Raw genomic sequence first — 22,443 nt, 5'->3', positions numbered from 1 at the left:
CCGCCGCTCTTCCCACGAGCCCCCGGCCGGTTTCCCTCCGGCCGGGGGCTCGCGGTGTTGGTAGCGTCGCCGGGGTCGTTGCAGGGACGCGAACGGGGGCGCGATGTTCGAACCACTGGAGCCGTCGCGCGGGGCCCGCTGCCGGACCGGGGCCGCCGGCGCAACGCGGTGAACCTGCTGCTGGTCCTCGCGGGCGTGGGCGGTCTGGCCTTCGGAGGGTGGGCGCTGTACGACGCGTACGCGACGGGGCAGGCGCGTACGGCGAGTCGCGCGCTGACCACCCGGGCCTGCGCCGGACTGGTTGACCCCGACGAGGTCATGCGGCTGGACGGCGGCGCCGACCGGGTGGTCCTCGGCGGCGAGGACCCGAGCACCGTCGACTTCGACACCATTCCCGACCGCTGTGTGCTGAGCCGCCTGGAGGAGGACCGCCTCGGCCAGGAGTTCAAGTACGGCCATTTCACGCTGGCCCTGAAGGGACTGCCCCAGGCACGTGACCTGCACACGGCCGACGAAGGCTGGAAGCCCCCGTTCGCCACCCTGCGCGCCGGCTCGAAGGACGACGCCACCGCCCGGACCACGCTTCCCGACCGGATGCCGCTCGGGGACGGCCGGCTCGGTGACTACGGGCCCGATGACGTCACCGTCGTGGCCCGCTGCGAGCAGCCGGCCAAGGTCGGTACGACCTCGCTGATCGTGACGGCGATCTCCCCCGGCACCCGGCACGAGGCCGAGGACCGCCCGATCCTGGCCCGCCTGGCCCGCCGGGCCGCCGAACGCGCCGCCGAGGAGTACGGCTGCCGGACGCGGCTGCCCGAACTCCCGGACCGGCTGCCCGAGCCCGTGACCGCCCTCGGGCCGGTGGGCGAGCGGGCGGACAGCTGCGGCTGGTACGCCGCCCACCTGCGGACGGTGGACCGCGAGCGGTTGCCCGACCGGGCCGCCGGCGTCCCGGTGGGAGGAGCCGCCCGCGAGGAGGGCTGCCTGCTCGCGATGAGCCCCGGAGGGAGCGAGCGGGCCCTCGGCTTCCTCGCCCGTGAGGAACGGGAGGACGCCGTCACGTCCCTGCGGCACTCGCCCTGGTGGCTGCGGACCCGGTCGTACTTCGGCGAAGACGCGGCCGCGGTCACCGTGCCCGGTGGTCGCAGCCCGGAACCGGTGGTCCCCGGCAGGGCGGGCCGCACCAAGGACGTGCTCTACGGCTCGATGACCTGCGAGGGGCGCCCCGCCACCCTCACCATGGTCGTCCCGTACACCTACCGGCCGGTCCTCGGGCCGCGCCTGGACGAGCTGTTCAAGGCCTACGCCACCGACACCGCGACGCGGCGCGGCTGCACCGGACTCGTGCTGCCCGGGCCCGAGTAGGGTCGGGGCCATGCCGCCTGCCAAGAAGAAGCCGCGACGCTACGATCCCGCGAAGATCCGTGCGGCCGTCACCGCGCAGTTCGGGCATGTCACCCGGGCGGTGGGGGAGTTGGGGCCGGAGCAGCTGGAACGGCCCAGCGGGGTCGGCGACTGGAGCGTGGCCGATCTCGCCGCGCACGTCGCCTGGATCGCGGACTCGCTGGCCTCCGGCCTGGCCCGGCCGCCCGGCGCCGTCGTCGAACTCAGCGCGGTCGAATGGCCCTTCGCCACCGCCTCCCTCGCCGGGAAGATCTCCGAGGCCGCCCGGGAGAGCCTCGGCGGGGCGCCGCTGCCCGAGCTGTACGAGCGGGCGGCGGCCCGGATGGCCAAGGCGCTGGACGCGAACCCCGGCAGCCGTGTGCTGGACCTGTGGGTGGGTGACATGACCCTCGCCGACTTCCTGGTCACCCGCTGCGTGGAGCTGGTGGTCCACACCGACGACCTCAACCGGGCCGCCGGACTGGACATCCCGATCGAGCGGCAGGCCCTGGCCGCCTGCACCCGGCTGCTCGCCGACGCCCTGGCGCTCAAGGCGCCGGGCGGCTCGGTCGAGGTACGGATCCCGCCCTTCGCGGTGGTCCAGTGCATCGAGGGCCCCCGCCACACCCGCGGCACCCCGCCCAACGTGGTGGAGACCGACCCGCTGACCTGGATCCGGCTGGCCACCGGCCGCGCGGACTGGACCACCGCCGTACGGGACGCCCGGGTCAGGGCCAGCGGGGAGCGGGCCGACCTGTCGGCGCTGCTGCCGGTGATGAGCTGAGCGGAACCGGCTCGGCCCGGCACCCGTCCCAGGGACATGCCCACGCTCCGGCACCTGCCCGCCGCCCTGGCCGCCGTACTCGCCCTCGCCGCCACCACGACCGCCTGCGGCGGTGACGGCGCGGTGCACGGCACCCGCCCGGGCCCCGTCCTCGACGGCTCCTGGGCCGTCCAGCGCCTGACCGCGGACGGGAAGACCCTGACCGCACCCCCCGCCGCGCAGCTGGAGTTCGCGCCGAGCGCCGACCACCGGACCGAGGCGACGGGGAACTACGGCTGCAACGGCTTCACGGCCGCGGTCACCCGGGAGAAGGGCACCGGCCCGGCCGTCATGACCGTGACCCCCGGCTCCTCCACCACCATGGCCTGCGCGGACATGCCGTTCGAGACGGCCTTCGCCCGGCTGTTCCGGGGGCGGCTGACCGTGGACGCGCCCACCGCCGACCAGCTGGCCCTGAAGACGCCCGACGGGAGCTCCCTCACCATGACCCGGGTCCCGCGCACGCCCGACGCCCCGCTCACCGCCACCGAGTGGACCGTGGAGTCCCTGATCAGCGGCGAGAGCGTGTCCTCCCTCCCGGCCGAGGCGGCGGGCCAGGCCGGCTTCTCCCTCGCCGCGGACGGGACCGCGAGCGGCCGCCTGGGCTGCAACCGGTTCAGCGCCCCGGCCGGCGTCGACGGTCCGAAGGTCACCTTCGGGCCGCTCACGACGACCCGGATGGCCTGCCTCGGCCCGGCCGGCGAGGTCGAGCGTGAGCTGACCGGGCTCTTCGGCAGCGGCCCGCTCACCTGGAAGGTCCAGGCCCGCACGCTGACCCTGACCGCCCCGGACGGCACGGGCCTGACCGCCCGGGCGGCCTCCGCCGCGGAGTGACCGGCCGGAGCGGCCGGCCGCGGCCCGGGCCGGATCAGCCGGGGTACGGGAGCAGGCCCGCGTCCGTCTTCTCCCAGGCCGCCCGCAGCCGCCCCAACAGGGCGGGTTCCAGGGCCGCCTTGTCGGCCTGCTCGCGGAGGTCCCCGGCCAGGTGGAACAGCTGGTCCCGGCCCCCCTTGCCGCGGTAGTACTTCCAGTCCCCGCGGCGCAGCGCCCGCTCCCCGCGCACCCGCCAGAACAGGTCGTGCGCGGGGGGCTCCTCCCCGCGCAGCAGGTATCCGGCCAGGCTCACGCCGTCCAGCGGGTAGGCCGGGTGCGGCCGGGCCCCGGCCAGCTCCAGCAGGGTCGCCGTCCAGTCCGGGGTGACGACCGGGACGTGGCTGACCTGGCCGCCGTCGACGCGGGCGGGCCAGCGCACGAGGGTCGGCACCCGGATCCCGCCCTCCTGGAGCGAGGCCTTGTTGCCCGAGAGCGGCCAGTTGTACGAGAAGCGCTCGCCGCCGTTGTCGCTGGCGAAGAACACCAGGGTGTCGTTCTCCTGGCCCGAGCGCTTCAGCGCCTTCAGCACCTCGCCGACCGAGCGGTCCAGGTCCTCCACCATCTGCCGGTACTTCTCGACCGAGCCGCCGTCCTGGTGCCACAGGGCCCGTGCGTCGCCGGCCTTGATCCGGCGCTCGACCTCGGCGCTCTCCTCGGTGTCCCCGTCCGCGATCCACGGCCAGTGCGGGGTGGTGTAGTTCATGTTCAGCAGCCAGGGCCTGCCGCCGTGGTCGCGGGAGACGTATGCGCTCGCCCGCTCGGTCAGGATCCGGGTGTAGTAGCGCAGGTCCTTGTACGCGGCGTCGCCCTCGTAGAGGTCGTACTCGCCGCCCAGCCCCAACTTGGAGTAGTACTCCAGGGCCCCGCCGAAGTTGCCGAAGAACTCGTCCCAGCCCGAGCGGGTCGGGCTGTAGTCGGGCAGGTAGCCGCAGTGCCACTTGCCGATCAGGGCGGTCGCGTAGCCGGAGTCGCGCAGCAGCGAGGCCAGCGTCGGATGGGTGGGCTCCAGACCGGCGCTCCGGTCGGCGATGGGCTCCGCGAGGCCGCCCTTGGTCCGGCCCGGGTAGCGGCCCGTGTAGAGGCTGAACCGGGTCGGCGAGCAGGTCGCGGAGCCCGCGTAGGCATCGGTGAAGCGGACCCCCTGGCGGGCGAGGCGGTCCAGGTTCGGGGTCTTGATGTGCGGGGAGCCGTACGAGGACAGGTCGGCCCAGCCGAGGTCGTCACCGAGGATGAACAGGATGTTCGGCCGGCGCCCGGGGCGGCCCCGCGCCGCCCGGAACTCCCGCTCTCCGGGTCCGGCCTCCTGGGCGGCCCGGGCCGGCCCGGCGGCGCCGAGACCCGCGGCGGCCGCGGCCGCGGTCACTCCGACGGCGCTGCCGAAGGCACGCCGGGACAGGTGGTGGTCGTACGAAGACACAGCTACTCCAAGACACGGCCCGCCGACCCGGCCCGGCGGGGGCGCGGGACGGCGCGCGGCGCGGCGGGGCAGGGGGGCGGAGCGGAAAAGAGAAAGGAAAAGGGAGAGTTGCGGTTACGCAGGACAGCGACAGATGGCGCTCGCGACACGGACCAGGTCTACGTGGCGGCGCTCGACGAGGGTGACGGCACGGTCACCGTGAGGCTGCATGGGCCGAGAGCCTGTCCGAATGCCCTCGTAGATGTCAACAAGGTGATCCGAATACCGAGACGGAGCCGCCCGGTCACCCTCGGTGCTGTGAGATTTCCCGGCCGTCCCCAATTCGGACCAGTGGTCGATCTCGCCTACACTCGGAGATGTGCCTCGTGGTGATGGACGACTCAACCACGACCTGCTCCCCGGCGAAAAGGGCCCCCAGGACGCTTGCGGCGTCTTCGGTGTCTGGGCTCCGGGTGAAGAGGTCGCCAAGCTCACCTACTTCGGACTGTATGCGCTGCAGCACCGTGGACAAGAGTCCGCGGGAATCGCTGTGAGCAACGGTTCCCAGATCCTCGTCTTCAAGGACATGGGCCTCGTTTCCCAGGTCTTCGACGAAACCTCTCTCGGCTCGCTCCAGGGTCATATCGCGGTCGGTCACGCCCGCTACTCGACCACCGGAGCCTCCGTCTGGGAGAACGCGCAGCCCACGTTCCGCGCGACCGCCCACGGCTCGATCGCCCTGGGTCACAACGGCAACCTGGTGAACACCGCCGAGCTCGCCGAGATGGTCGCCGACCTCCCCCGTCAGGACGGCCGCGCCACCCAGGTGGCGGCCACCAACGACACCGACCTGGTCACCGCCCTGCTCGCGGGGCAGACCGACGAGGACGGCAAGCCCCTGACCATCGAGGAGTCGGCCGCCAAGGTCCTCCCCCAGGTCAAGGGTGCGTTCTCGCTGGTCTTCATGGACGAGGGGACCCTCTACACCGCCCGTGACCCGCAGGGCATCCGCCCGCTGGTCCTCGGCCGCCTGGAGCGCGGCTGGGTGGTCGCGAGTGAGACCGCCGCCCTCGACATCTGCGGCGCCAGCTTCGTCCGCGAGGTCGAGCCGGGCGAGCTCATCGCGATCGACGAGAACGGCCTGCGCACCTCCCGCTTCGCGGAAGCAAAGCCCAAGGGCTGTGTCTTCGAGTACGTGTACCTGGCCCGCCCGGACACCGACATCGCCGGTCGCAACGTCTACCTCTCGCGTGTCGAGATGGGCCGCCGGCTGGCCAAGGAAGCCCCGGTCGAGGCCGACCTGGTGATAGCGACGCCGGAGTCCGGCACGCCCGCCGCCGTCGGCTACGCCGAGGCCAGCGGGATCCCGTACGGCTCCGGCCTGGTCAAGAACGCCTACGTGGGCCGGACCTTCATCCAGCCCTCGCAGACGATCCGCCAGCTCGGCATCCGCCTGAAGCTCAACCCGCTCAAGGAAGTCATCCGCGGCAAGCGCCTCGTGGTCGTCGACGACTCGATCGTCCGCGGCAACACCCAGCGCGCCCTGGTCAAGATGCTCCGCGAGGCCGGCGCGGCCGAGGTCCACATCCGGATCTCCTCGCCGCCGGTGAAGTGGCCGTGCTTCTTCGGCATCGACTTCGCCACCCGGGCCGAGCTGATCGCCAACGGCATGACGGTGGACGAGATCGCCACGTCGCTCGGCGCGGACTCGCTCTCGTACATCTCGCTCGACGCGATGATCGAGGCGACGACCATCCAGAAGCCCAACCTCTGCCGTGCCTGCTTCGACGGCGAGTACCCCATGGAGCTGCCCGACCCGCAGCTTCTGGGCAAGCAGCTCCTGGAGAGCGAGCTCGCGGGCGGCACCGACGCCGCCGACGCGCTCCGCCGGCCGTAACGGCCCGCACCTCCCGCTCAGCCTGCGCCGGGCCCCTTCTTCCAGACCACAGGAACGCACCACAGTGCGGGGGCCCGGCACCACAGCAGTAACGACACGAAAGCTCTCTCCTGTCATGACAGAGAAGACCACCGGTGCCAGCTACGCAGCAGCAGGTGTCGACATCGAAGCGGGAGACCGCGCCGTCGAGCTGATGAAGGAGTGGGTGAAGAAGACGCAGCGCCCCGAGGTCCTCGGCGGCCTCGGCGGCTTCGCCGGCCTCTTCGACGCCTCCGCCCTCAAGCGCTACGAGCGCCCGCTGCTCGCCTCCGCCACCGACGGGGTCGGCACCAAGGTCGACATCGCGCGCCAGATGGGCGTGTACGACACCATCGGCCACGACCTGGTCGCGATGGTCATGGACGACATCGTCGTGTGCGGTGCCGAGCCGCTCTTCATGACCGATTACATCTGCGTCGGCAAGGTCCACCCGGAGCGGGTCGCGCAGATCGTCAAGGGCATCGCCGAGGGCTGCGTCCTCGCCGGCTGCGCACTGGTCGGCGGCGAGACCGCCGAGCACCCGGGTCTGCTGGGTCCGGACGACTTCGACGTCGCGGGCGCCGGCACCGGTGTGGTCGAGTACGACCGCCTGCTCGGCGCGGATCGCATCCGTACGGGTGACGCGGTCATCGCCATGGCGTCCTCCGGCCTTCACTCGAACGGGTACTCGCTGGTTCGGCATGTCCTCTTCGACCGGGCCGGGATGTCCCTCGACCGCCACATCGAGGAATTCGGCCGGACCCTCGGCGAGGAACTGCTGGAGCCGACCAAGATCTACTCGCTGGACTGCCTGGCCCTCACCCGGACGGCCGAGGTGCACGCCTACTCGCACATCACCGGCGGCGGCCTCGCGGCGAACCTGGCCCGGGTGATCCCGGACCACCTGCACGCCACCGTCGACCGTTCGACCTGGGCCCCCGGCGCGGTCTTCGACCTGGTGGGCAAGGCCGGTCAGGTCGAGCAGCTGGAGCTGGAGAAGACCCTGAACATGGGCGTCGGCATGATGGCCGTCGTCCCGCAGGAGTCGGTGGACGTGGCCCTCACGGCACTGGCCGACCGGGGCGTGGACTCCTGGGTCGCCGGCGAGATCCTGGACCGCGGCGACCACACCGAGGGCGCGACCCTGACCGGTTCGTACGCGAGCTGAGACAGCACGGAAACCCGGTCCGGGGCGAGGCCCTGGACCGGGTTCCGTGTTGTTCTGGCTGCTCAGCCGGGGGTCAGCTACGTGCTGCCGTCCGAGAGGTGCAGACGCCAGGCGTCAAGCGCCGCGACGCTGGTTCGACGGGCCGGACTCTTCGTCCTCGTCCTCGTCGTCGTCGTTGTACAGATCCGCGTACTTGGCGTACGGGTCGTCGTCGTCCAGATCGTCATCGACTTCGACCGGCTCGCTGACAGGCAGCAGCGGTTCCGTCGGCGATGCGCCCAGCTCGTTGGCCAGACGCGAGAGGTCAGTCCCGCCGCTGTTGTACTTCAGCTGGCGGGCGACCTTTGTCTGCTTGGCCTTGGCCCGGCCGCGCCCCATGGCTCGACCCCCTCGGTGACGGGGCTCGACGGCCCCAGAGTCTGACACGCGTTCATGGTTCGGAGCGGGCTCTCCGTGGAGAGACCGTCCGTAGGGGTTTAACGGTACCTGCTTCCGCGGCCATACGGTACGCCGCCCGCATGACGTGCCCCGGTGCAGGACCATCGAGGCGCCCCGTCCTCGCTGGTCAGCTGCGATTTTAACCCGTTCCTGGCGGGCGACCCGCCGAAGTGCAGTGAGTTCCGTCTCGCCGCAACCCCGGCGGGCGCACGCAGGGGCCCTACAGGGCCTGGGTCACGGCGGCCTTCGCGGTGCGGGCGGCGCGGGCCTCGGCCATCCGCTGCTCGGCGATGCGGTCGGCCGCCGCGGCCGGCGGGATCCCGTCGACCTTCGCGCGAGCAAAGATCTCCAGGGTGGTGTCGAAGATCTTCGTCGCCTTCGTCTTGCACCGGTCGAAGTCGAAGCCGTGCAGCTCGTCGGCGACCTGGATGACCCCGCCCGCGTTCACCACGTAGTCGGGGGCGTAGAGGATGCCGCGGTCCGCGAGGTCCTTCTCCACACCCGGGTGGGCGAGCTGGTTGTTGGCGGCGCCGCACACGACCTTGGCGGTCAGGGCGGGCACGGTCTCGTCGTTCAGCGCACCGCCGAGGGCGCACGGAGCGTAGATGTCCAGGCCCTCGGTGCGGATCAGTGCATCCGTGTCGGCCACGGCGGTGACCTGCGGGTGCTTGTCGAGGACCCGGCGGACGGACTCCTCCCGGACATCGGTGATCACGACCTCGGCACCGTCTTCGAGCAGGTGCTCGACGAGGTAGTGGCCGACCTTGCCGACGCCCGCGACGCCGACCTTGCGGCCGCGCAGGGTCGGGTCGCCCCACAGGTGCTGGGCGCTGGCCCGCATGCCCTGGAAGACGCCGAAGGCGGTGAGCACCGAGGAGTCGCCGGCGCCGCCGTTCTCCGGCGAGCGGCCGGTGGCCCAGCGGGTCTCCCGGGCCACGATGTCCATGTCCGCCACGTAGGTGCCGACGTCGCAGGCCGTCACGTAGCGGCCGCCGAGGGACTCGACGAAGCGGCCGTAGGCGAGCAGCAGTTCCTCGGTCTTGATGACGTCCGGGTCGCCGATGATCACGGCCTTGCCGCCGCCGAGGTCGAGACCGGCCATGGCGTTCTTGTACGACATGCCCCGGGAGAGGTTCAGCGCGTCCAGGACGGCCTCCTCGTCCGAGGCGTACGCGTGGAAGCGCGTGCCACCGAGGGCGGGGCCCAGGGCGGTGGAGTGGATCGCGATGACGGCCTTCAGTCCGGAGGCTCGGTCCTGGCACAGCACGACTTGTTCGTGGCCGCCCTGCTCCGAACGGAACAGGGTGTGCAGGACGCCGTCGGTCATTTCGGTCACGGTGGTGACTCCCATGGAAGAGATGCGGCGGAATGACGCCCGCCCTACGGGTGGGGGAGGGCGTGCTGGGAGCAGCGTAAGACCTCTGGGGCGTGTGCAGTCGAGCTGTCCGGAGATCGGAACACTCCCGGAGTACGCGGGTCCGCCGGAGTAGCTCCGGGCGGCGCGGGGGAGTACGTGAGCGTGACCGAATCACCCGACCCAAAGCTGCCCTCCGCACGCTCGGCGCCGACCGTCCCGTACGCCTCCTACCTGCGCGTCTACGAGCCCCTGGCGGCCTTCGCGGAGCCGGAGCGCACGCATTGGGCCTCCTACGCCCGGCGCGGGGCCGTCCCGACCGCCCAGGACGAACTGCGCCGGTCGCTCTCCGATTTGGTGCGGGTGCCCGTGGTGGGGGTGCCGGCGCACGAGAGCGCCGACGCCTTCACCGCCGAGGTGGACGGGGTGGTGCTGGTGTGCCCGTGGCGGACCAGGCTGCGCGGCTGGCTGGCGCTGCAGGAGCTGGTGGAGAACTTCCCGCTGCCGGTGCTGGACGCGGCCCTGCCGCCGGGTACCAGGCGCCGGGCGGCGCAGGAGTACGAGCGCTGGCGCGAGCGGAACCCGGACGCGCGCCCGTGGATCCGCACCGCGGTGTGGCAGGTGCCGCTGCGCTGGTTCGTGCTCGTCTCCGACGAGGAGCGGGAGTACGCGCCGGGTGAACGGCTGCGCTACCGGACGCCGATGGTCCAGGCCCGCAGGCGGCTCGCGCGCGGGCTGCGCGCCCTGCGGGAGGCGGACGGCTTCGACGTGCTCGCGGAGGGGCTGGTGGAGGTGGGGAGCTGGCTGGAGGAGTTCCATCCGCGCTCGATGGTGGAACTGGACTACGGGGGCCTGGTGTACGCCCTCTCACCCGACCGGTTGGCGGCCGACCGCTCGGCCCGCGACGTGGCGGTGGGCATCGCGGCGCTCCGGGCGGGGGACGAGGCGGGGGCGGCCGAAGCGTACGAGCAGCTGGTGGACCGCTGGCGGGAGGTCCGGGAGCGGTTGTTCGCCAACTGACGGCGTGATCCGGACCACACTCCGGCGCCGAGGGCGCGTCGCCCGCGTACCGTGCGTATCGGTCGATCGGCCATAAGTGGCTGATCGGAGGCGGGATCGGCATATTCGGGGCCTCGTTCCGGGACCTACGTCCCGATCCGGGCCATTGCCTCAAGCGTGACGGACCGCACTAACCACACCCTTGCGCCCTTCCCCTACCCTCGTGCCAAAATAGGACAAGGAGTCCGGGGAGGGTTCCTTCCGCCCAACTAAGGGCGGAATGCTCGGCATTTGCACTCTACGGGGGGTCTGACGACTCCTGATCGCTCTGTGACTGATCGTTACAGTGAGGTGACTGTCCGTTATGGGACGGTCCATCGGGCTTCCGCCGCTGATGAACACCTCGGAGGGCAATTCCGTCGGTTTGGCCGTCGAGGCTGGACGGATGGTGTAGTTGTAGTGCCGAGGACAAGCCGTTCGTCCTATAACCGACTCGGCCCGCGTATGTCCATTTCGGGCAACGCGGGCCAAGGTGCAGAATTTAGAGGAAAGAACCGAGATGGTTCGGTTCTCCCGAGGAGGCCGCTCATGACCGCTCGCACCCCTGATGCCGAGCCGCTGCTGACCCCGGCTGAGGTTGCCACGATGTTCCGCGTGGACCCGAAGACGGTCACCCGTTGGGCCAAGGCTGGCAAGCTCACGTCCATCCGCACCCTGGGTGGACACCGCCGTTACCGCGAGGCCGAGGTTCGCGCACTGCTTGCGGGAATTCCGCAGCAGCGCAGCGAGGCCTGAGACCCCGCAACAGCACCCCTGTTTTAACGGGTTTATCGGATCCCCCAATCCGATGAAACCCACATGGCTTCATACGGCCGGACCTGCCCCAACAGGTTCTCCGCCGTCGATCGCGCTGGACTCCGCCGGGTCCAGCGCGATCTTTTTTATGCCCTGACGGAGGCCTCGCAGGGAGGGTGCCATTGCACATATTAAATCGAGCGCGCGTAGGGATGCGATAAATGTGCGGCTCCCGAAAACTCATGTGGTGAGTCCCGTCACAGTTGATCACTCTTGTACATCCGGCAATGCACCCGTAAGGGGACGTGCGGCGCAGAGCGCCTCACGCGGACGGGGGATATTCCGGAGCGCCGGGCGGGGCGCGCCGAGCGGGACGGCCTCGGCAGGCGGGCGGCCCGAAGGGGCGGCGAGCGGCCGGACACGACGAAGCAGGGCCCGCATCCCCTGGGGGTGCGGGCCCTGCTGTTGATGCGATCCTGACGGGACTTGAACCCGCGACCTCCACCTTGACAGGGTGGCGAGCTAACCAACTGCTCCACAGGACCTTGGCTGCGAGTCAGACTGTACAGCAGGTCAGGCGGTGCGGTCGAACCCGATCAGGCCGGCCTACGGGGCGAGCGCGTCCACCGCCTTCACGATCCGCTTGTCGGAGACGGGGTACGCCGTCCCCAACGCGTGCGCGAAGTAGCTGACCCGCAGCTCCTCGATCATCCAGCGGATGTCGGTGACCGCCGCCGGCACCGGCCGCCCCTTCGGGAGCTGTTCCAGCAGCCAGGCGTACTCGTCCTGCATCTCGTGGACCTTCTCCATGCGCGTGGTGTCCCGCTGGACGGCCGTGGGCATCTGCTGGAGCCGCCGGTCGGCCGCCACCAGATAGCGCATCAGGTCGGGCAGCCGGCGCAGTCCCGTGAGCGTCACGAAGCCGGGCGGTACGAGGGCCGCCAGCTGCGTTTTGACGTCCTGGAGGTTGGCCACCAGGGCGAGGCTGTTCGTGGCCTTCAGGCGGCGCTCACAGGCCTGCCAGGCGGCCAGCACCTGCTGCACCTGGCCCACCGCCCGTACGGTCGTGTCCACCAGGTCGGCGCGGACGGCCTCGTAGAGCCTGCGGAAGCCCGCCTCGTCCCAGGCCGGCCCGCCGTGGTCGGCGATCAGCTTGTCGGCCGCGGCCGTCGCGCAGTCGTCGAACAGCGCCTGGATGGAGCCGTGCGGGTTGCGCGACAGGGCGAGCTTCTGCTGGTTGGTGAGGTGGTCCGAGGCGAACTTCGCCGGGTTGACCGGGATGTTCAGCAGGATCAGCCGCCGGGTGCCCAGCCACATCGCCTGCTGCTGCTCGGCCTCCGTGTCGAAGAGGCGTACGGAGACGCTCGTCCCCTCGTCCACCAGCGCCGGGTACGCCTTCACCGGCTGGCCCGCCCGCCGGGTCTCGAAGACCCGGGTCAGGGTGCCGATGGTCCAGTCGGTCAGCCCCGAGCGCTCCACGGACTCCCCGCCCGCCCGCTCGGCGGTGGCCGCGGCGGCCTTGGACAGGGCCTGGCGGGCCTTCGGCTTGAGCCGCAGGCGCAGGGCCTCCAGGTCCTTGTCTTCGGCGATCTTCTTGCGGCGCTCGTCGACGATCCGGAAGGTGACCTTGAGGTGGTCCGGGACGCGGGCGAGGTCGAAGTCCTCGGCCGAGACCGGCACCCCGACCATGCGCTGGAGTTCGCGTGCCAGGGTGACCGGCAGCGGCTCCTGCAGGGGGACCGCCGTGTCCAGGAAACGGGCCGCGAAGTTGGGCGCGGGCACGTAGTTGCGCCGGATCGGCTTGGGCAGCGAGCGGATCAGCTCCGTCACCACCTCCTCGCGCAGGCCGGGGATCTGCCAGTCGAAGCCCTCGTCGGTGACCTGGTTGAGCACCTGGAGCGGAATGTGCACGGTCACGCCGTCCGCGTCCGCGCCCGGCTCGAACTGGTAGGTCACCCGGAACTTCAGCCGGCCCTGGTGCCAGGTGTCCGGGTAGTCGGCCTTGGTGACCCCTGCCGCCTTCTCCGTCAGCAGCATCTCGCGCTCGAAGTCGAGGAGTTCGGGCTCCTCGCGCCGCTTGTGCTTCCACCAGGAGTCGAAGTGGGCCCCGGAGACCACGTGCTCGGGGATCCGCTGGTCGTAGAAGTCGAAGAGGGTCTCGTCGTCGACGACGATGTCCCGGCGCCGCGCCCGGTTCTCCAGCTCCTCCACCTCGGTGAGGAGCTTGCGGTTGTCGGCGTAGAACTTGTGGTGCGTGCGCCAGTCGCCCTCGACCAGGGCGTTGCGGATGAACAGCTCGCGCGAGACCTCGGGATCGATCCGTCCGTAGTTGATCTTCCGCTGGGCGACGATCGGCACGCCGTACAGCGTGACCTTCTCGTACGCCATCACGGCCGCCTGGTCCTTCTCCCAGTGCGGCTCGCTGTACGTGCGCTTGATCAGGTGCTGGGCGAGCGGCTCGACCCACTCCGGCTCCACCTTGGCGTTGACCCGCGCCCACAGGCGCGAGGTCTCCACCAGCTCCGCCGACATCAGGAACCTCGGCTGCTTCTTGAACAGCGCCGAGCCCGGGAAGACCGCGAACTTGGCGCCGCGGGCGCCGAGGTACTCGTTCTTGTCGGTGTCCTTCAGCCCGATGTGCGACAGCAGGCCGGCCAGCAGCGAGACGTGGACGTGCTGCTCGGGGGCGTCGGCCTCGTTGACGTGGATGCCCATCGTCTTGGCGACCGTACGCAGCTGCGAGTAGATGTCCTGCCACTCGCGGATGCGGAGGAAGTTCAGGTACTCCTGCTTGCACATCCGGCGGAAGGAGGAGGAGCCGCGCTCCTTCTGCTGCTCGCGGATGTAGCGCCACATGTTCAGGAACGACAGGAAGTCGCTGGTCTCGTCCTTGAAGCGGGCGTGGTGCTGGTCGGCCTGGGTCTGCTTGTCCGAGGGGCGCTCGCGCGGGTCCTGGATGGACAGGGCCGCCGCGATGACCATGACCTCGCGGACGCAGTTGTTCTTGGCGGCCTCGACGACCATGCGGGCCAGGCGGGGGTCGACGGGCAGCTGGGAGAGCTGGCGGCCCATCTGCGTCAGCCGCTTCTTGGGGTCCTTCTCGGACGGGTCCAGCGCGCCGAGCTCCTGGAGCAGCTGGACGCCGTCGCGGATGTTGCGGTGGTCCGGCGGGTCGATGAAGGGGAACTTCTCGATCTCGCCGAGGCCGGCCGCCGTCATCTGGAGGATCACGGAGGCGAGGTTCGTGCGCAGGATCTCCGCGTCCGTGAACTCGGGACGGGCCTTGAAGTCGTCCTCGGAGTACAGCCGGATGCAGATGCCGTCGCTGGTGCGGCCGCAGCGGCCCTTGCGCTGGTTGGCGCTGGCCTGCGAGATCCGCTCGATCGGCAGGCGCTGGACCTTGGTGCGGTGGCTGTAGCGGGAGATCCGGGCGGTGCCCGGGTCGATCACGTACTTGATGCCGGGGACGGTCAGGGAGGTCTCGGCGACGTTCGTGGCGAGGACGATCCGGCGGCCCGTGTGCTGCTGGAAGACGCGGTGCTGCTCAGCGTGCGAGAGGCGGGCGTAGAGCGGCAGTACTTCCGTGAAGCGGAGCTTCTTCTTGATCAGGGCGTCCGCCGTGTCGCGGATCTCGCGCTCGCCGGAGAGGAAGACCAGGATGTCGCCCGGCCCCTCGGCCTGGAGCTCGTCGACCGCGTCGCAGATCGCGGTGATCTGGTCGCGGTCGCTGTCGTCCCCCCCCTCTTCGAGGAGCGGGCGGTAGCGGACCTCCACCGGGTAGGTGCGCCCGCTGACCTCGACGATCGGGGCGTCCCCGAAGTGCCGGGAGAAGCGCTCCGGGTCGATGGTCGCCGAGGTGATCACGACCTTCAGGTCGGGGCGCTTCGGCAGCAGCTGGGACAGGTAGCCCAGCAGGAAGTCGATGTTCAGGGACCGCTCGTGGGCCTCGTCGATGATGATCGTGTCGTACGCGCGCAGCTCGCGGTCCGTCTGGATCTCGGCGAGCAGGATGCCGTCGGTCATCAGCTTCACGAAGGTCGCGTCCTGGTCCACCTGGTCGGTGAAGCGGACCTTCCAGCCGACCGTCTGGCCGATCTCGGACTTCAGCTCCTCGGCGATGCGCTCCGCGACGGTGCGGGCGGCGATCCGGCGGGGCTGGGTGTGCCCGATCATCCCCCGGACGCCGCGGCCCAGCTCCATGCAGATCTTGGGGATCTGCGTGGTCTTGCCGGAGCCGGTCTCGCCCGCGACGATCACGACCTGGTGGTCGCGTATCGCCTCGGCGATCTCGTCCTTCTTCTGGCTGACGGGCAGGTTCTCGGGATACGTGACCTCCGGCATCCGCGAGGCACGGCCGGCCAGTCGCGCGGCGGCCTTCTCGGCCTCCGCGGCGATCTCGTCGAGCACGGCCTGCTTGGCCTCGGGCTTGCGGATGCGGCGGGCGCCTTCGAGGCGGCGGCCGAGGCGGTGCGCGTCGCGGAGGGAGATCTCACCGAGAAGCGTCTGCAGGGCGGCGAAGGAAGTAGACATACCTGGTCGAGGATCTCACCTGGTCCCGCCGGGTGGCGAACGCATTTGTCGGGGGGACCCGTACCATTTCGGGACGAGTCCCCCCGACCCCTTCCGTGAGAGGCCCCACGTATGCCGAGCAGGTCGCACCGCGGCGTGTGGGGGCTGCTCGTGGCCGCCGTACTGGCCGTGCTCTGCGTCTGCGGCCCACTGCCTCCCGTCCCGGCGTCGACCGCCCCGGGCACCCACGCCGTGGCCGCCGGGGCGGCGCGGGCGGACGGCCCGGCCCGTGCGGGCACCGCCGGCGGCGCCACCGGCGCGCGGGCGGGCGGCCAGGCGGGCGAGGCCCAGGGCGGGAGCGGGCGGTGCGCTCCGGCGCAGGGGCCGGACGGGACGCCCGGTGTGCCCGCGCGGGCCGGATCGCACGCGGAGCACTGCCTCGCGGCCGCGAGCCGGCCGGTGCCCTGGGGCGGCACGGGGCCCGGAGCGGCGCCCCGCGCGCCGGCGCCCGTACGCGCGCCGGGAGGGCCTGCCCCGGGGCCCGTGGAGCTGTCCGTGATGCGGGTGTAGGAGGGCCGGTCGCACGTCCGCCGGTCCGATCCACCACCCGTAGCTCTGGAGCACCCGTATGCCCACTTCCACCCGTGCGTCCTCTTCCGCCCGTGCTTCCGCCCGGCGCAAGCCGCTGTTGATCTGCGCCGCGGTCGCCCTCACCGCCGCCGCCCTCGGGCTCGTGTCCTGGCAGGCCGCCGACTCCGACTCCGGGGACACTCCCGCCCGGCCCGCGGCCGCGTCCGCGCCCCGGACCGCCGAGTCCCCGCTCACGAAACTCGCCCGGCGCGAAGCCGGGGACAAGCTCGCCGTCGGGCGGCCCGACGCCCCCGTCGTGCTGATCGCGTACTCCGACTTCAAGTGCGGCTACTGCGGCAAGTTCGCCCGCGACACGGAACCCGAACTGATGAGGAAGTACGTCGCCGACGGCACCCTGCGCATCGAGTGGCGCAACTTCCCGATCTTCGGCGCGGAGTCCGAGGCCGCGGCCCGGGCCGCCTGGGCGGCAGGGCAGCAGGACCGCTTCGCACAGTTCCACGCCGCCGCCTACGCCGAGGGCGCCAAGCAGAAGGGCTTCGGCGAGGCGCGGCTGGTGGAGCTCGCCCAGGAGGCGGGCGTCCCGGACCTGGAGCGCTTCAAGAAGGACCTGGCGGGCGGGGAGGCCGCTGCCGCCCTGGCCAAGGACCAGGAGGAGGGGTACGGCATCGGCGTCAGCTCCACCCCGTCCTTCCTGGTCAACGGACGGCCCCTCGCGGGCGCCCAGCCGCTCGGCGCCTTCGAGGCCGCGATCGCCGCGGCGAAGGCGCAGGCCGGCAAGTGAGCGACATCGGGTACCTGGCCGCCCTGCTGGGCGGCCTCCTCGCCCTGCTCAGCCCGTGCAGCGCGCTGCTGCTGCCGGCCTTCTTCGCGTACTCGATCGACTCCGCCTCGCGGCTGCTCGCGCGGACCGGGATCTTCTACGCCGGCCTCGCGAGCACCCTCGTACCGCTGGGCGCGGCCGGCTCGTACGCCGGCCGGTTCTTCCACGGCCACCGCGACGCGCTGGTGACCGGCGGCGGGTGGCTGATCATCGGGCTCGGGCTCGGGCAGATCCTGGGCCTCGGCTTCGCCCCGAAGCGGCTCGCGCAGGTGTCGGGGCGGATCCGGCCGACCACCGCCCTGTCGGTGTACGCGCTCGGCGCGGTCTACGGGCTGGCCGGTTTCTGCGCCGGACCGATCCTGGGCAGCGTCCTGACGGTGGCGGCGGTCAGCGGCAGCCCGGTCTACGGGGGCCTGCTGCTGGCGGTGTACGCGCTCGGCATGGCGGTGCCGCTGTTCGTGCTGGCGCTGCTGTGGGAGCGGTTCGACCTGGGGCGCCGGCGCTGGCTGCGCGGGCGGGCCGTCCGGGTGGGCCGCTTCGGGCTGCACACCACCTCGCTGCTGTCCGGGCTGTTCTTCATCACCCTGGGCGCGCTGTTCCTCGCGTACGACGGGGCGAGTGCGCTGCCGGGGCTGCTCGACGTGGACGAGTCCTTCGCGGTGGAGCAGCGGGTCCGGGCGGTCGCGGAGGCCGTCCCGGACCCGGTCCTGCTCGGGCTGGTCGCCGTCGGGGCGCTGGTCGCGGGCCTGGCGCGGTGGCGGCGCGCGGGCCGGGAGACGGCGGAGAGGGAGACGGCAGGGAGGGAGTAACGCGGAAGGCCCCGTCCGGAGACGGGGCCTTCCTGTGGTGGCTGGGGCCGGGGTCGAACCGGCGACCTATCGCTTTTCAGGCGATCGCTCGTACCAACTGAGCTACCCAGCCACGAGACCGCTTCCGGCCTCAGCGATCCTGACGGGACTTGAACCCGCGACCTCCACCTTGACAGGGTGGCGAGCTAACCAACTGCTCCACAGGACCTTGCAGTGTGCGAGACAAGTCTTGCACACGGTAATGCGTACCCCCAACGGGATTCGAACCCGTGCTACCGCCTTGAAAGGGCGGCGTCCTGGGCCACTAGACGATGAGGGCTAAAGGCCCGCCTGGGCGCTTTCCAGCGCGTCGGGGACGTGAGAAGCATATGGGATGCGGGGAGGTATCGCCAAAACGGTTAGCCCCGGAGGGACAATGACCGCGTGCTGGAGATGACGCGCGAGGAGTTCGAGGAGCTCGTCGCAGAGGCCCTGGACCGCATTCCGCCGGAGCTGACGCGGCTGATGGACAACGTGGCGGTGTTCGTCGAGGACGAGCCTCCCGCCGAGGTTCCCGATCTCCTCGGGCTCTACGAGGGGACCCCGCTGACCGACCGCGGCGAGTGGTACGCCGGGGTGCTGCCGGACCGGATCACGATCTACCGGAACCCCACCTTGCGGATGTGCGAGGACCGGGAGAGCGTGATCGTGGAGACGGAGGTCACCGTGGTGCACGAGATCGCCCACCACTTCGGGATCGACGACGACCGGCTACACGCCCTGGGCTACGGATGACCCGGCCGGCGCCGGAGGCCGAGGCGATCGACCCGGACGTCGACCTCCATGTGCCCGAGCAGCGGACGGAGCCGCTGGGCCGGGTCCTCGCGGCGGTGGCGGCGGGCGGGATGCTGGGGGCGGCCGCCCGGTACGGGCTGGCGCTGCTGTGGCCGGCCGGGCCCGGGGCCTTCCCCTGGGCGACCTTCTGGACCAACACCTCGGGCTGCGCGCTGATCGGGGTCCTGATGGTGCTGATCAGCGAGGGCGGCCGGGCGGCTCCGCATCCGCTGGTCCGGCCCTTCGCCGGGGTCGGGGTGCTCGGGGGCTTCACCACCTTCTCGACCTACGCCGCGGACTTCTCGCGGCTGCTGGACGCGGGGGAGGCGGAGCGTGCGCTGGCGTACGCCGGGGTCACGGTGGTGGCGGCCCTGGGCGCGGTGTGGGCGGCGGCCTCGGCGACCCGGCTCGCGGTGCGGGGGCGCGGGTGACCTGGCTGCTGGTGCTGGCGGGCGCGGCCGTGGGGGCGCCGCTGCGCTACCTGGCGGACCGGGCGGTGCAGGAGCGGCACGATTCGGTCTTCCCGTGGGGGACCTTCGCGGTGAACGCCGCGGCCTGCCTGGCCCTCGGGCTGCTGACGGGCGCGGTGCTGGCCGGTTCGGCCTCCTCGCGGTGGCACCTGCTGCTCGGGACCGGGCTGTGCGGGGCGCTCAGTACGTACTCCACGTTCTCGTACGAGACGCTGCGGCTGGCGGAGCGCGGCTGGAGGTTCCTCGCGGCGGCCAATGTGGCGGCGTCGGTGCTGGCCGGGCTGGGGGCGGTGACCCTCGGGTCACAGGTGGGCCGGCAGCTGTTCGGCTGAGGGCGGCCGGGGGCGCGCGGGGGAAGCGCGGGGGCGTCCGGGGGCGTCCGGGGCGCGGGGCGTGCAGGAGCGTCCGGGGTTTCGCCGGGGGCGTGTCTCTTACGGGTCAAAGGGAGTTGGGCACATTGACCCGCTCACCGCGGACCCTGCCTGCCCTCCGGAGGTGCCCCGTGCGCCAGTTGTCCGCTTCCCTGCGACTGGCCGTCACCGCGCTCGCGGTCGCGGCCTCGGCGGGCTGCATGAGCGTCGGGGAGGATGCCGCGCAGCCCGGGCCCTCCTCCTCGGCCGGCGGCAAGAGCGCCGCGGGGGCGGCCGGGGGTTCCGCCTCCGGGCGGGGCTCGGGGATCCACGGCAACGGCCACGGCTCGAAGGCCGGTTCGGGGGCCGAGGCGGGCAAGCCCGGGGAGGCCGGCAAGGCGGCCGGCGCGAGCGGAGCCTCCCCGAGCCCGGGCGCGCCCGCCGGCCGCCCCGGGGCCTCGCCCTCGCCCGGCCCGGGTGGCGGGTCCGGCGGGCAGGGGCCCCAGCAGCCCTCCACGGGAGGATCCGGAGCAGGAGGTTCCGGTAGTTCCGGAGGAGGGGCCACCGGCCCGTCTCCGCAGCCGCCCACGCCCGAGCCGCCCGTGACTTCCCCCACTCCTTCCCCGACGCCGCCCGCGCAGCCGGACCCGAGCGTCTCGCCCACCGGGTAGCCGGCGGCGTGGGCCGCGGGTCCCCGCCTGTGCTGCACCGGCGCGATCTGTGCAGGTCAGGGCGGGTATAGGCCGGGCGACTTGCCAGACCCCCGGGAGGGTGCGTATGGTTATAGATCGTTTGATCCCATTGCCCGGCGCCGAATCCGAAGAGCGCCGTGTGGCGCGTACTCTCCCTAGCCGTGGCTGACCGCATTGAGGCGGTCGATTTGCGATTCACGGAGTTTGGGCGCGTGCCGAGACTCCGGAAGGTTTCGCATTTCGCATGTCCATTTCCAGTTCTGACCGTGCCGTCATGCCCGAGAACGACTCGAACGAGATCGTCGACGCCGTCGAGGCCCTTGTGGTCACCGAGGCCATCGAGGCCGCCGAGGCGGACGAGATCATCGAGGCTCTTGAGGCCGACGTGACGACCGACCAGTCCATCGACGACGAGGCCGACGCCGAGCCCACCGTCACCTTCGCGGACCTCGGTCTGCCCGAGGGTGTCGTGCGCAAGCTCGCGCAGAACGGTGTCACCACCCCGTTCCCGATCCAGGCCGCGACCATCCCGGACGCCCTGGCCGGCAAGGACATCCTCGGCCGCGGCCGCACCGGCTCCGGCAAGACCCTCTCCTTCGGTCTGCCGACCCTGGCCTCGCTGGCCGGCGGCCACACCGAGAAGAAGAAGCCCCGCGCGATCATCCTCACGCCGACCCGTGAGCTCGCGATGCAGGTCGCGGACGCCCTCCAGCCTTACGGCGACGTGCTCGGCCTGAAGATGAAGGTCGTCTGCGGCGGCACCTCCATGAGCAACCAGATCTACGCCCTGGAGCGCGGTGTCGACGTCCTCGTCGCCACCCCGGGCCGTCTGCGCGACATCATCAACCGCGGCGCCTGCTCCCTGGAGAACGTCAAGATCGCCGTCCTCGACGAGGCCGACCAGATGGCCGACCTGGGCTTCCTGCCCGAGGTCACCGAGCTGCTCGACCAGATCCCCGGCGGCGGCCAGCGCATGCTCTTCTCCGCCACCATGGAGAACGAGATCGGCACCCTGGTCAAGCGCTACCTGTCCAACCCCGTCACGCACGAGGTCGACAGCGCGCAGGGCAACGTCACGACCATGACGCACCACGTCCTCGTCGTGAAGCCGAAGGACAAGGCGCCGGTCACGGCCGCCATCGCCGCCCGCAAGGGCCGCACCATCATCTTCGTCCGCACCCAGCTGGGCGCCGACCGCATCGCCGAGCAGCTCGTCGAGTCCGGCGTGAAGGCCGACGCGCTCCACGGCGGCATGACGCAGGGCGCCCGTACCCGCGTCCTCGCCGACTTCAAGGACGGCTACGTCAACGCGCTCGTCGCCACCGACGTCGCCGCCCGCGGCATCCACGTCGACGGCATCGACCTGGTCCTCAACGTCGACCCCGCCGGCGACCACAAGGACTACCTGCACCGCTCGGGCCGTACCGCCCGCGCCGGCAAGTCGGGCGTCGTGGTCTCCCTGGCCCTGCCGCACCAGCGCCGCCAGATCTTCCGCCTGATGGAGGACGCGGGCGTCGACGCCTCGCGCCACATCGTCCAGGGCGCCGGCGCCTTCGACCCGGAGGTCGCCGAGATCACCGGTGCCCGGTCGCTGACCGAGGTCCAGGCCGACTCCGCGAGCAACGCCGCGAAGCAGGCGGAGCGCGAGGTCGCCGACCTGACCAAGCAGCTGGAGCGCCTGACGCGCCGTGCCGCCGAGCTGCGCGAGGAGGCCGACCGCCTCGTCGCCCGCTCCGCCCGCGAGCGCGGCGAGGACCCGGAGGCCGCGGTGGCCGAGGCGACCGAGGCCGCTGAGGCCGAGGTCGCGGCCCAGGCCGCCGCCGCGCCGGTCGCGGAGGAGCGCCCGTCCTTCCAGGCGCGCGACGACCGCGGTGGCTACGAGCGCCGTGACAACCGCCGCGACGACCGCGGTGACCGCGGTGACCGTGGTGGCTTCCGCCGCGACGACAACCGTGACAACCGCGGTGGCGGCTTCCGCCGTGACGACCGTCCGTCGGGCGGCTTCAACCGCGATGACCGCGGTGGTGACCGTGGCGGCTTCCGTCGCGACGACCGTCCGTCGGGTGGCTTCCGCCGCGACGACAACCGTGACAACCGCGGTGGCGGCTTCCGCCGTGACGACCGTCCCTCGGGCGGCTTCAACCGTGACGACCGCGGTGGTGACCGTGGCGGCTTCCGTCGCGACGACCGTCCGTCGGGTGGCTTCCGCCGCGACGACAACCGTGACAACCGCGGTGGCGGCTTC

At 71.8% G+C, this 22,443-nt stretch carries 20 protein-coding genes and 4 tRNA genes; 15 read left to right on the top strand and 9 right to left on the bottom strand.

Going from position 1 to position 22,443, the window contains the following annotated elements:
* Window positions 1-168 precede the first annotated feature (168 nt).
* The 3 genes from AB0B01_RS11255 to AB0B01_RS11245 are packed head-to-tail and all read left to right on the top strand — an operon-like array spanning window position 169 to window position 3,040.
* Complete coding sequence (locus AB0B01_RS11255) at window positions 169-1,365, top strand: hypothetical protein (protein WP_361715815.1); 1,197 nt, start codon at window positions 169-171, stop codon at window positions 1,363-1,365.
* Window positions 1,366-1,375: 10 nt separating this feature from the next.
* Window positions 1,376-2,167: a sterol carrier family protein gene (locus AB0B01_RS11250; RefSeq protein ID WP_361715812.1), complete on the top strand. Its 792-nt coding sequence runs from the start codon at window positions 1,376-1,378 to the stop codon at window positions 2,165-2,167.
* Window positions 2,168-2,203: 36 nt separating this feature from the next.
* Window positions 2,204-3,040, top strand: coding sequence for an META domain-containing protein (locus AB0B01_RS11245; protein WP_361715809.1), 837 nt, complete (start codon window positions 2,204-2,206; stop codon window positions 3,038-3,040).
* A 34-nt stretch (window positions 3,041-3,074) separates the two neighbouring features.
* On the opposite strand, the gene AB0B01_RS11240 is transcribed toward AB0B01_RS11245, so the two are convergent.
* Window positions 3,075-4,496, bottom strand: coding sequence for a sulfatase-like hydrolase/transferase (locus tag AB0B01_RS11240; protein WP_361715806.1), 1,422 nt, complete (start codon window positions 4,494-4,496; stop codon window positions 3,075-3,077).
* 114 nt (window positions 4,497-4,610) lie between these two features.
* Window positions 4,611-4,706 (bottom strand): putative leader peptide, encoded by a 96-nt coding sequence (locus AB0B01_RS11235; RefSeq protein WP_361715803.1) that lies wholly within the window; start codon window positions 4,704-4,706, stop codon window positions 4,611-4,613.
* A gap of 148 nt (window positions 4,707-4,854) precedes the next feature.
* On the opposite strand from AB0B01_RS11235, the gene purF reads away from it, so the two are divergent.
* Window positions 4,855-6,372: an amidophosphoribosyltransferase gene (gene purF, locus AB0B01_RS11230; RefSeq protein ID WP_361715800.1), complete on the top strand. Its 1,518-nt coding sequence runs from the start codon at window positions 4,855-4,857 to the stop codon at window positions 6,370-6,372.
* A 115-nt stretch (window positions 6,373-6,487) separates the two neighbouring features.
* Window positions 6,488-7,558 (top strand): phosphoribosylformylglycinamidine cyclo-ligase, encoded by a 1,071-nt coding sequence (gene purM, locus AB0B01_RS11225; protein WP_361715797.1) that lies wholly within the window; start codon window positions 6,488-6,490, stop codon window positions 7,556-7,558.
* A gap of 114 nt (window positions 7,559-7,672) precedes the next feature.
* On the opposite strand, the gene AB0B01_RS11220 is transcribed toward purM, so the two are convergent.
* Together AB0B01_RS11220 and AB0B01_RS11215 are read right to left on the bottom strand one after the other, a co-directional pair.
* The gene (locus AB0B01_RS11220; protein WP_361715794.1) at window positions 7,673-7,936 is read right to left on the bottom strand and encodes a DUF3073 domain-containing protein; all 264 of its coding nucleotides are present in this window, start codon (window positions 7,934-7,936) and stop codon (window positions 7,673-7,675) included.
* Between the two features lie 280 nt (window positions 7,937-8,216).
* Window positions 8,217-9,332: a Glu/Leu/Phe/Val dehydrogenase dimerization domain-containing protein gene (locus tag AB0B01_RS11215; protein ID WP_361715791.1), complete on the bottom strand. Its 1,116-nt coding sequence runs from the start codon at window positions 9,330-9,332 to the stop codon at window positions 8,217-8,219.
* Window positions 9,333-9,515: 183 nt separating this feature from the next.
* On the opposite strand from AB0B01_RS11215, the gene AB0B01_RS11210 reads away from it, so the two are divergent.
* Both AB0B01_RS11210 and bldC read left to right on the top strand, forming a co-directional pair.
* Window positions 9,516-10,370: a hypothetical protein gene (locus AB0B01_RS11210; RefSeq protein ID WP_361715788.1), complete on the top strand. Its 855-nt coding sequence runs from the start codon at window positions 9,516-9,518 to the stop codon at window positions 10,368-10,370.
* A gap of 567 nt (window positions 10,371-10,937) precedes the next feature.
* Complete coding sequence (gene bldC, locus AB0B01_RS11205; protein WP_003949541.1) at window positions 10,938-11,144, top strand: developmental transcriptional regulator BldC; 207 nt, start codon at window positions 10,938-10,940, stop codon at window positions 11,142-11,144.
* A gap of 471 nt (window positions 11,145-11,615) precedes the next feature.
* On the opposite strand, the gene AB0B01_RS11200 is transcribed toward bldC, so the two are convergent.
* Window positions 11,616-11,689, bottom strand: a tRNA-Asp gene (locus tag AB0B01_RS11200).
* A 61-nt stretch (window positions 11,690-11,750) separates the two neighbouring features.
* Entirely contained in the window at window positions 11,751-15,674 is a 3,924-nt protein-coding gene (hrpA, locus tag AB0B01_RS11195; RefSeq protein ID WP_361715785.1) for an ATP-dependent RNA helicase HrpA, read from the bottom strand.
* Window positions 15,675-15,785: 111 nt separating this feature from the next.
* Between hrpA and AB0B01_RS11190 the strand changes: the two genes are divergently transcribed.
* The 3 genes from AB0B01_RS11190 to AB0B01_RS11180 are packed head-to-tail and all read left to right on the top strand — an operon-like array spanning window position 15,786 to window position 17,873.
* Window positions 15,786-16,223, top strand: a complete 438-nt coding sequence (locus AB0B01_RS11190; RefSeq protein WP_361715782.1) for a hypothetical protein — start codon at window positions 15,786-15,788, stop codon at window positions 16,221-16,223.
* A 58-nt stretch (window positions 16,224-16,281) separates the two neighbouring features.
* Window positions 16,282-17,025 carry a thioredoxin domain-containing protein gene (locus AB0B01_RS11185; RefSeq protein WP_361715779.1) on the top strand — a complete coding sequence of 248 codons (744 nt, stop codon included), beginning with the start codon at window positions 16,282-16,284 and terminating at the stop codon, window positions 17,023-17,025.
* The gene (locus AB0B01_RS11180) at window positions 17,022-17,873 is read left to right on the top strand and encodes a cytochrome c biogenesis CcdA family protein (RefSeq protein WP_361715776.1); all 852 of its coding nucleotides are present in this window, start codon (window positions 17,022-17,024) and stop codon (window positions 17,871-17,873) included. The genes AB0B01_RS11185 and AB0B01_RS11180 overlap by 4 nt, the downstream gene beginning before the upstream one ends.
* Window positions 17,874-17,908: 35 nt before the next feature.
* Here the strand turns inward: AB0B01_RS11180 and AB0B01_RS11175 are convergent.
* From AB0B01_RS11175 to AB0B01_RS11165, 3 genes are all read right to left on the bottom strand, one after another.
* Window positions 17,909-17,985, bottom strand: a tRNA-Phe gene (locus AB0B01_RS11175).
* A 22-nt stretch (window positions 17,986-18,007) separates the two neighbouring features.
* Window positions 18,008-18,081 (bottom strand) — tRNA-Asp (locus AB0B01_RS11170).
* 38 nt (window positions 18,082-18,119) lie between these two features.
* Window positions 18,120-18,192 (bottom strand) — tRNA-Glu (locus AB0B01_RS11165).
* A 104-nt stretch (window positions 18,193-18,296) separates the two neighbouring features.
* Here AB0B01_RS11165 and AB0B01_RS11160 point away from each other — a divergent pair.
* The 5 genes from AB0B01_RS11160 to AB0B01_RS11140 form a co-directional block, all read left to right on the top strand.
* Window positions 18,297-18,647, top strand: a complete 351-nt coding sequence (locus AB0B01_RS11160) for a metallopeptidase family protein (RefSeq protein WP_361715774.1) — start codon at window positions 18,297-18,299, stop codon at window positions 18,645-18,647.
* A complete protein-coding gene (locus tag AB0B01_RS11155) occupies window positions 18,644-19,117 on the top strand; it encodes a CrcB family protein (RefSeq protein ID WP_361715771.1) in 474 nt (157 codons plus the stop codon). Before AB0B01_RS11160 ends, AB0B01_RS11155 begins: the two co-directional genes overlap by 4 nt.
* The gene (gene crcB, locus AB0B01_RS11150) at window positions 19,114-19,488 is read left to right on the top strand and encodes a fluoride efflux transporter CrcB (protein ID WP_361715768.1); all 375 of its coding nucleotides are present in this window, start codon (window positions 19,114-19,116) and stop codon (window positions 19,486-19,488) included. The genes AB0B01_RS11155 and crcB overlap by 4 nt, the downstream gene beginning before the upstream one ends.
* Window positions 19,489-19,658: 170 nt before the next feature.
* Complete coding sequence (locus tag AB0B01_RS11145; RefSeq protein WP_361715765.1) at window positions 19,659-20,177, top strand: hypothetical protein; 519 nt, start codon at window positions 19,659-19,661, stop codon at window positions 20,175-20,177.
* Between the two features lie 265 nt (window positions 20,178-20,442).
* A partial coding sequence (locus AB0B01_RS11140; protein WP_361715762.1) for a DEAD/DEAH box helicase occupies window positions 20,443-22,443 on the top strand: 2,001 nt, incomplete at its 3' end.

Source organism: Streptomyces sp. NPDC044571, assembly GCF_040647115.1.
Lineage (GTDB): Bacteria > Actinomycetota > Actinomycetes > Streptomycetales > Streptomycetaceae > Streptomyces.
This window is presented reverse-complemented; position numbering and strand designations above follow the sequence as displayed.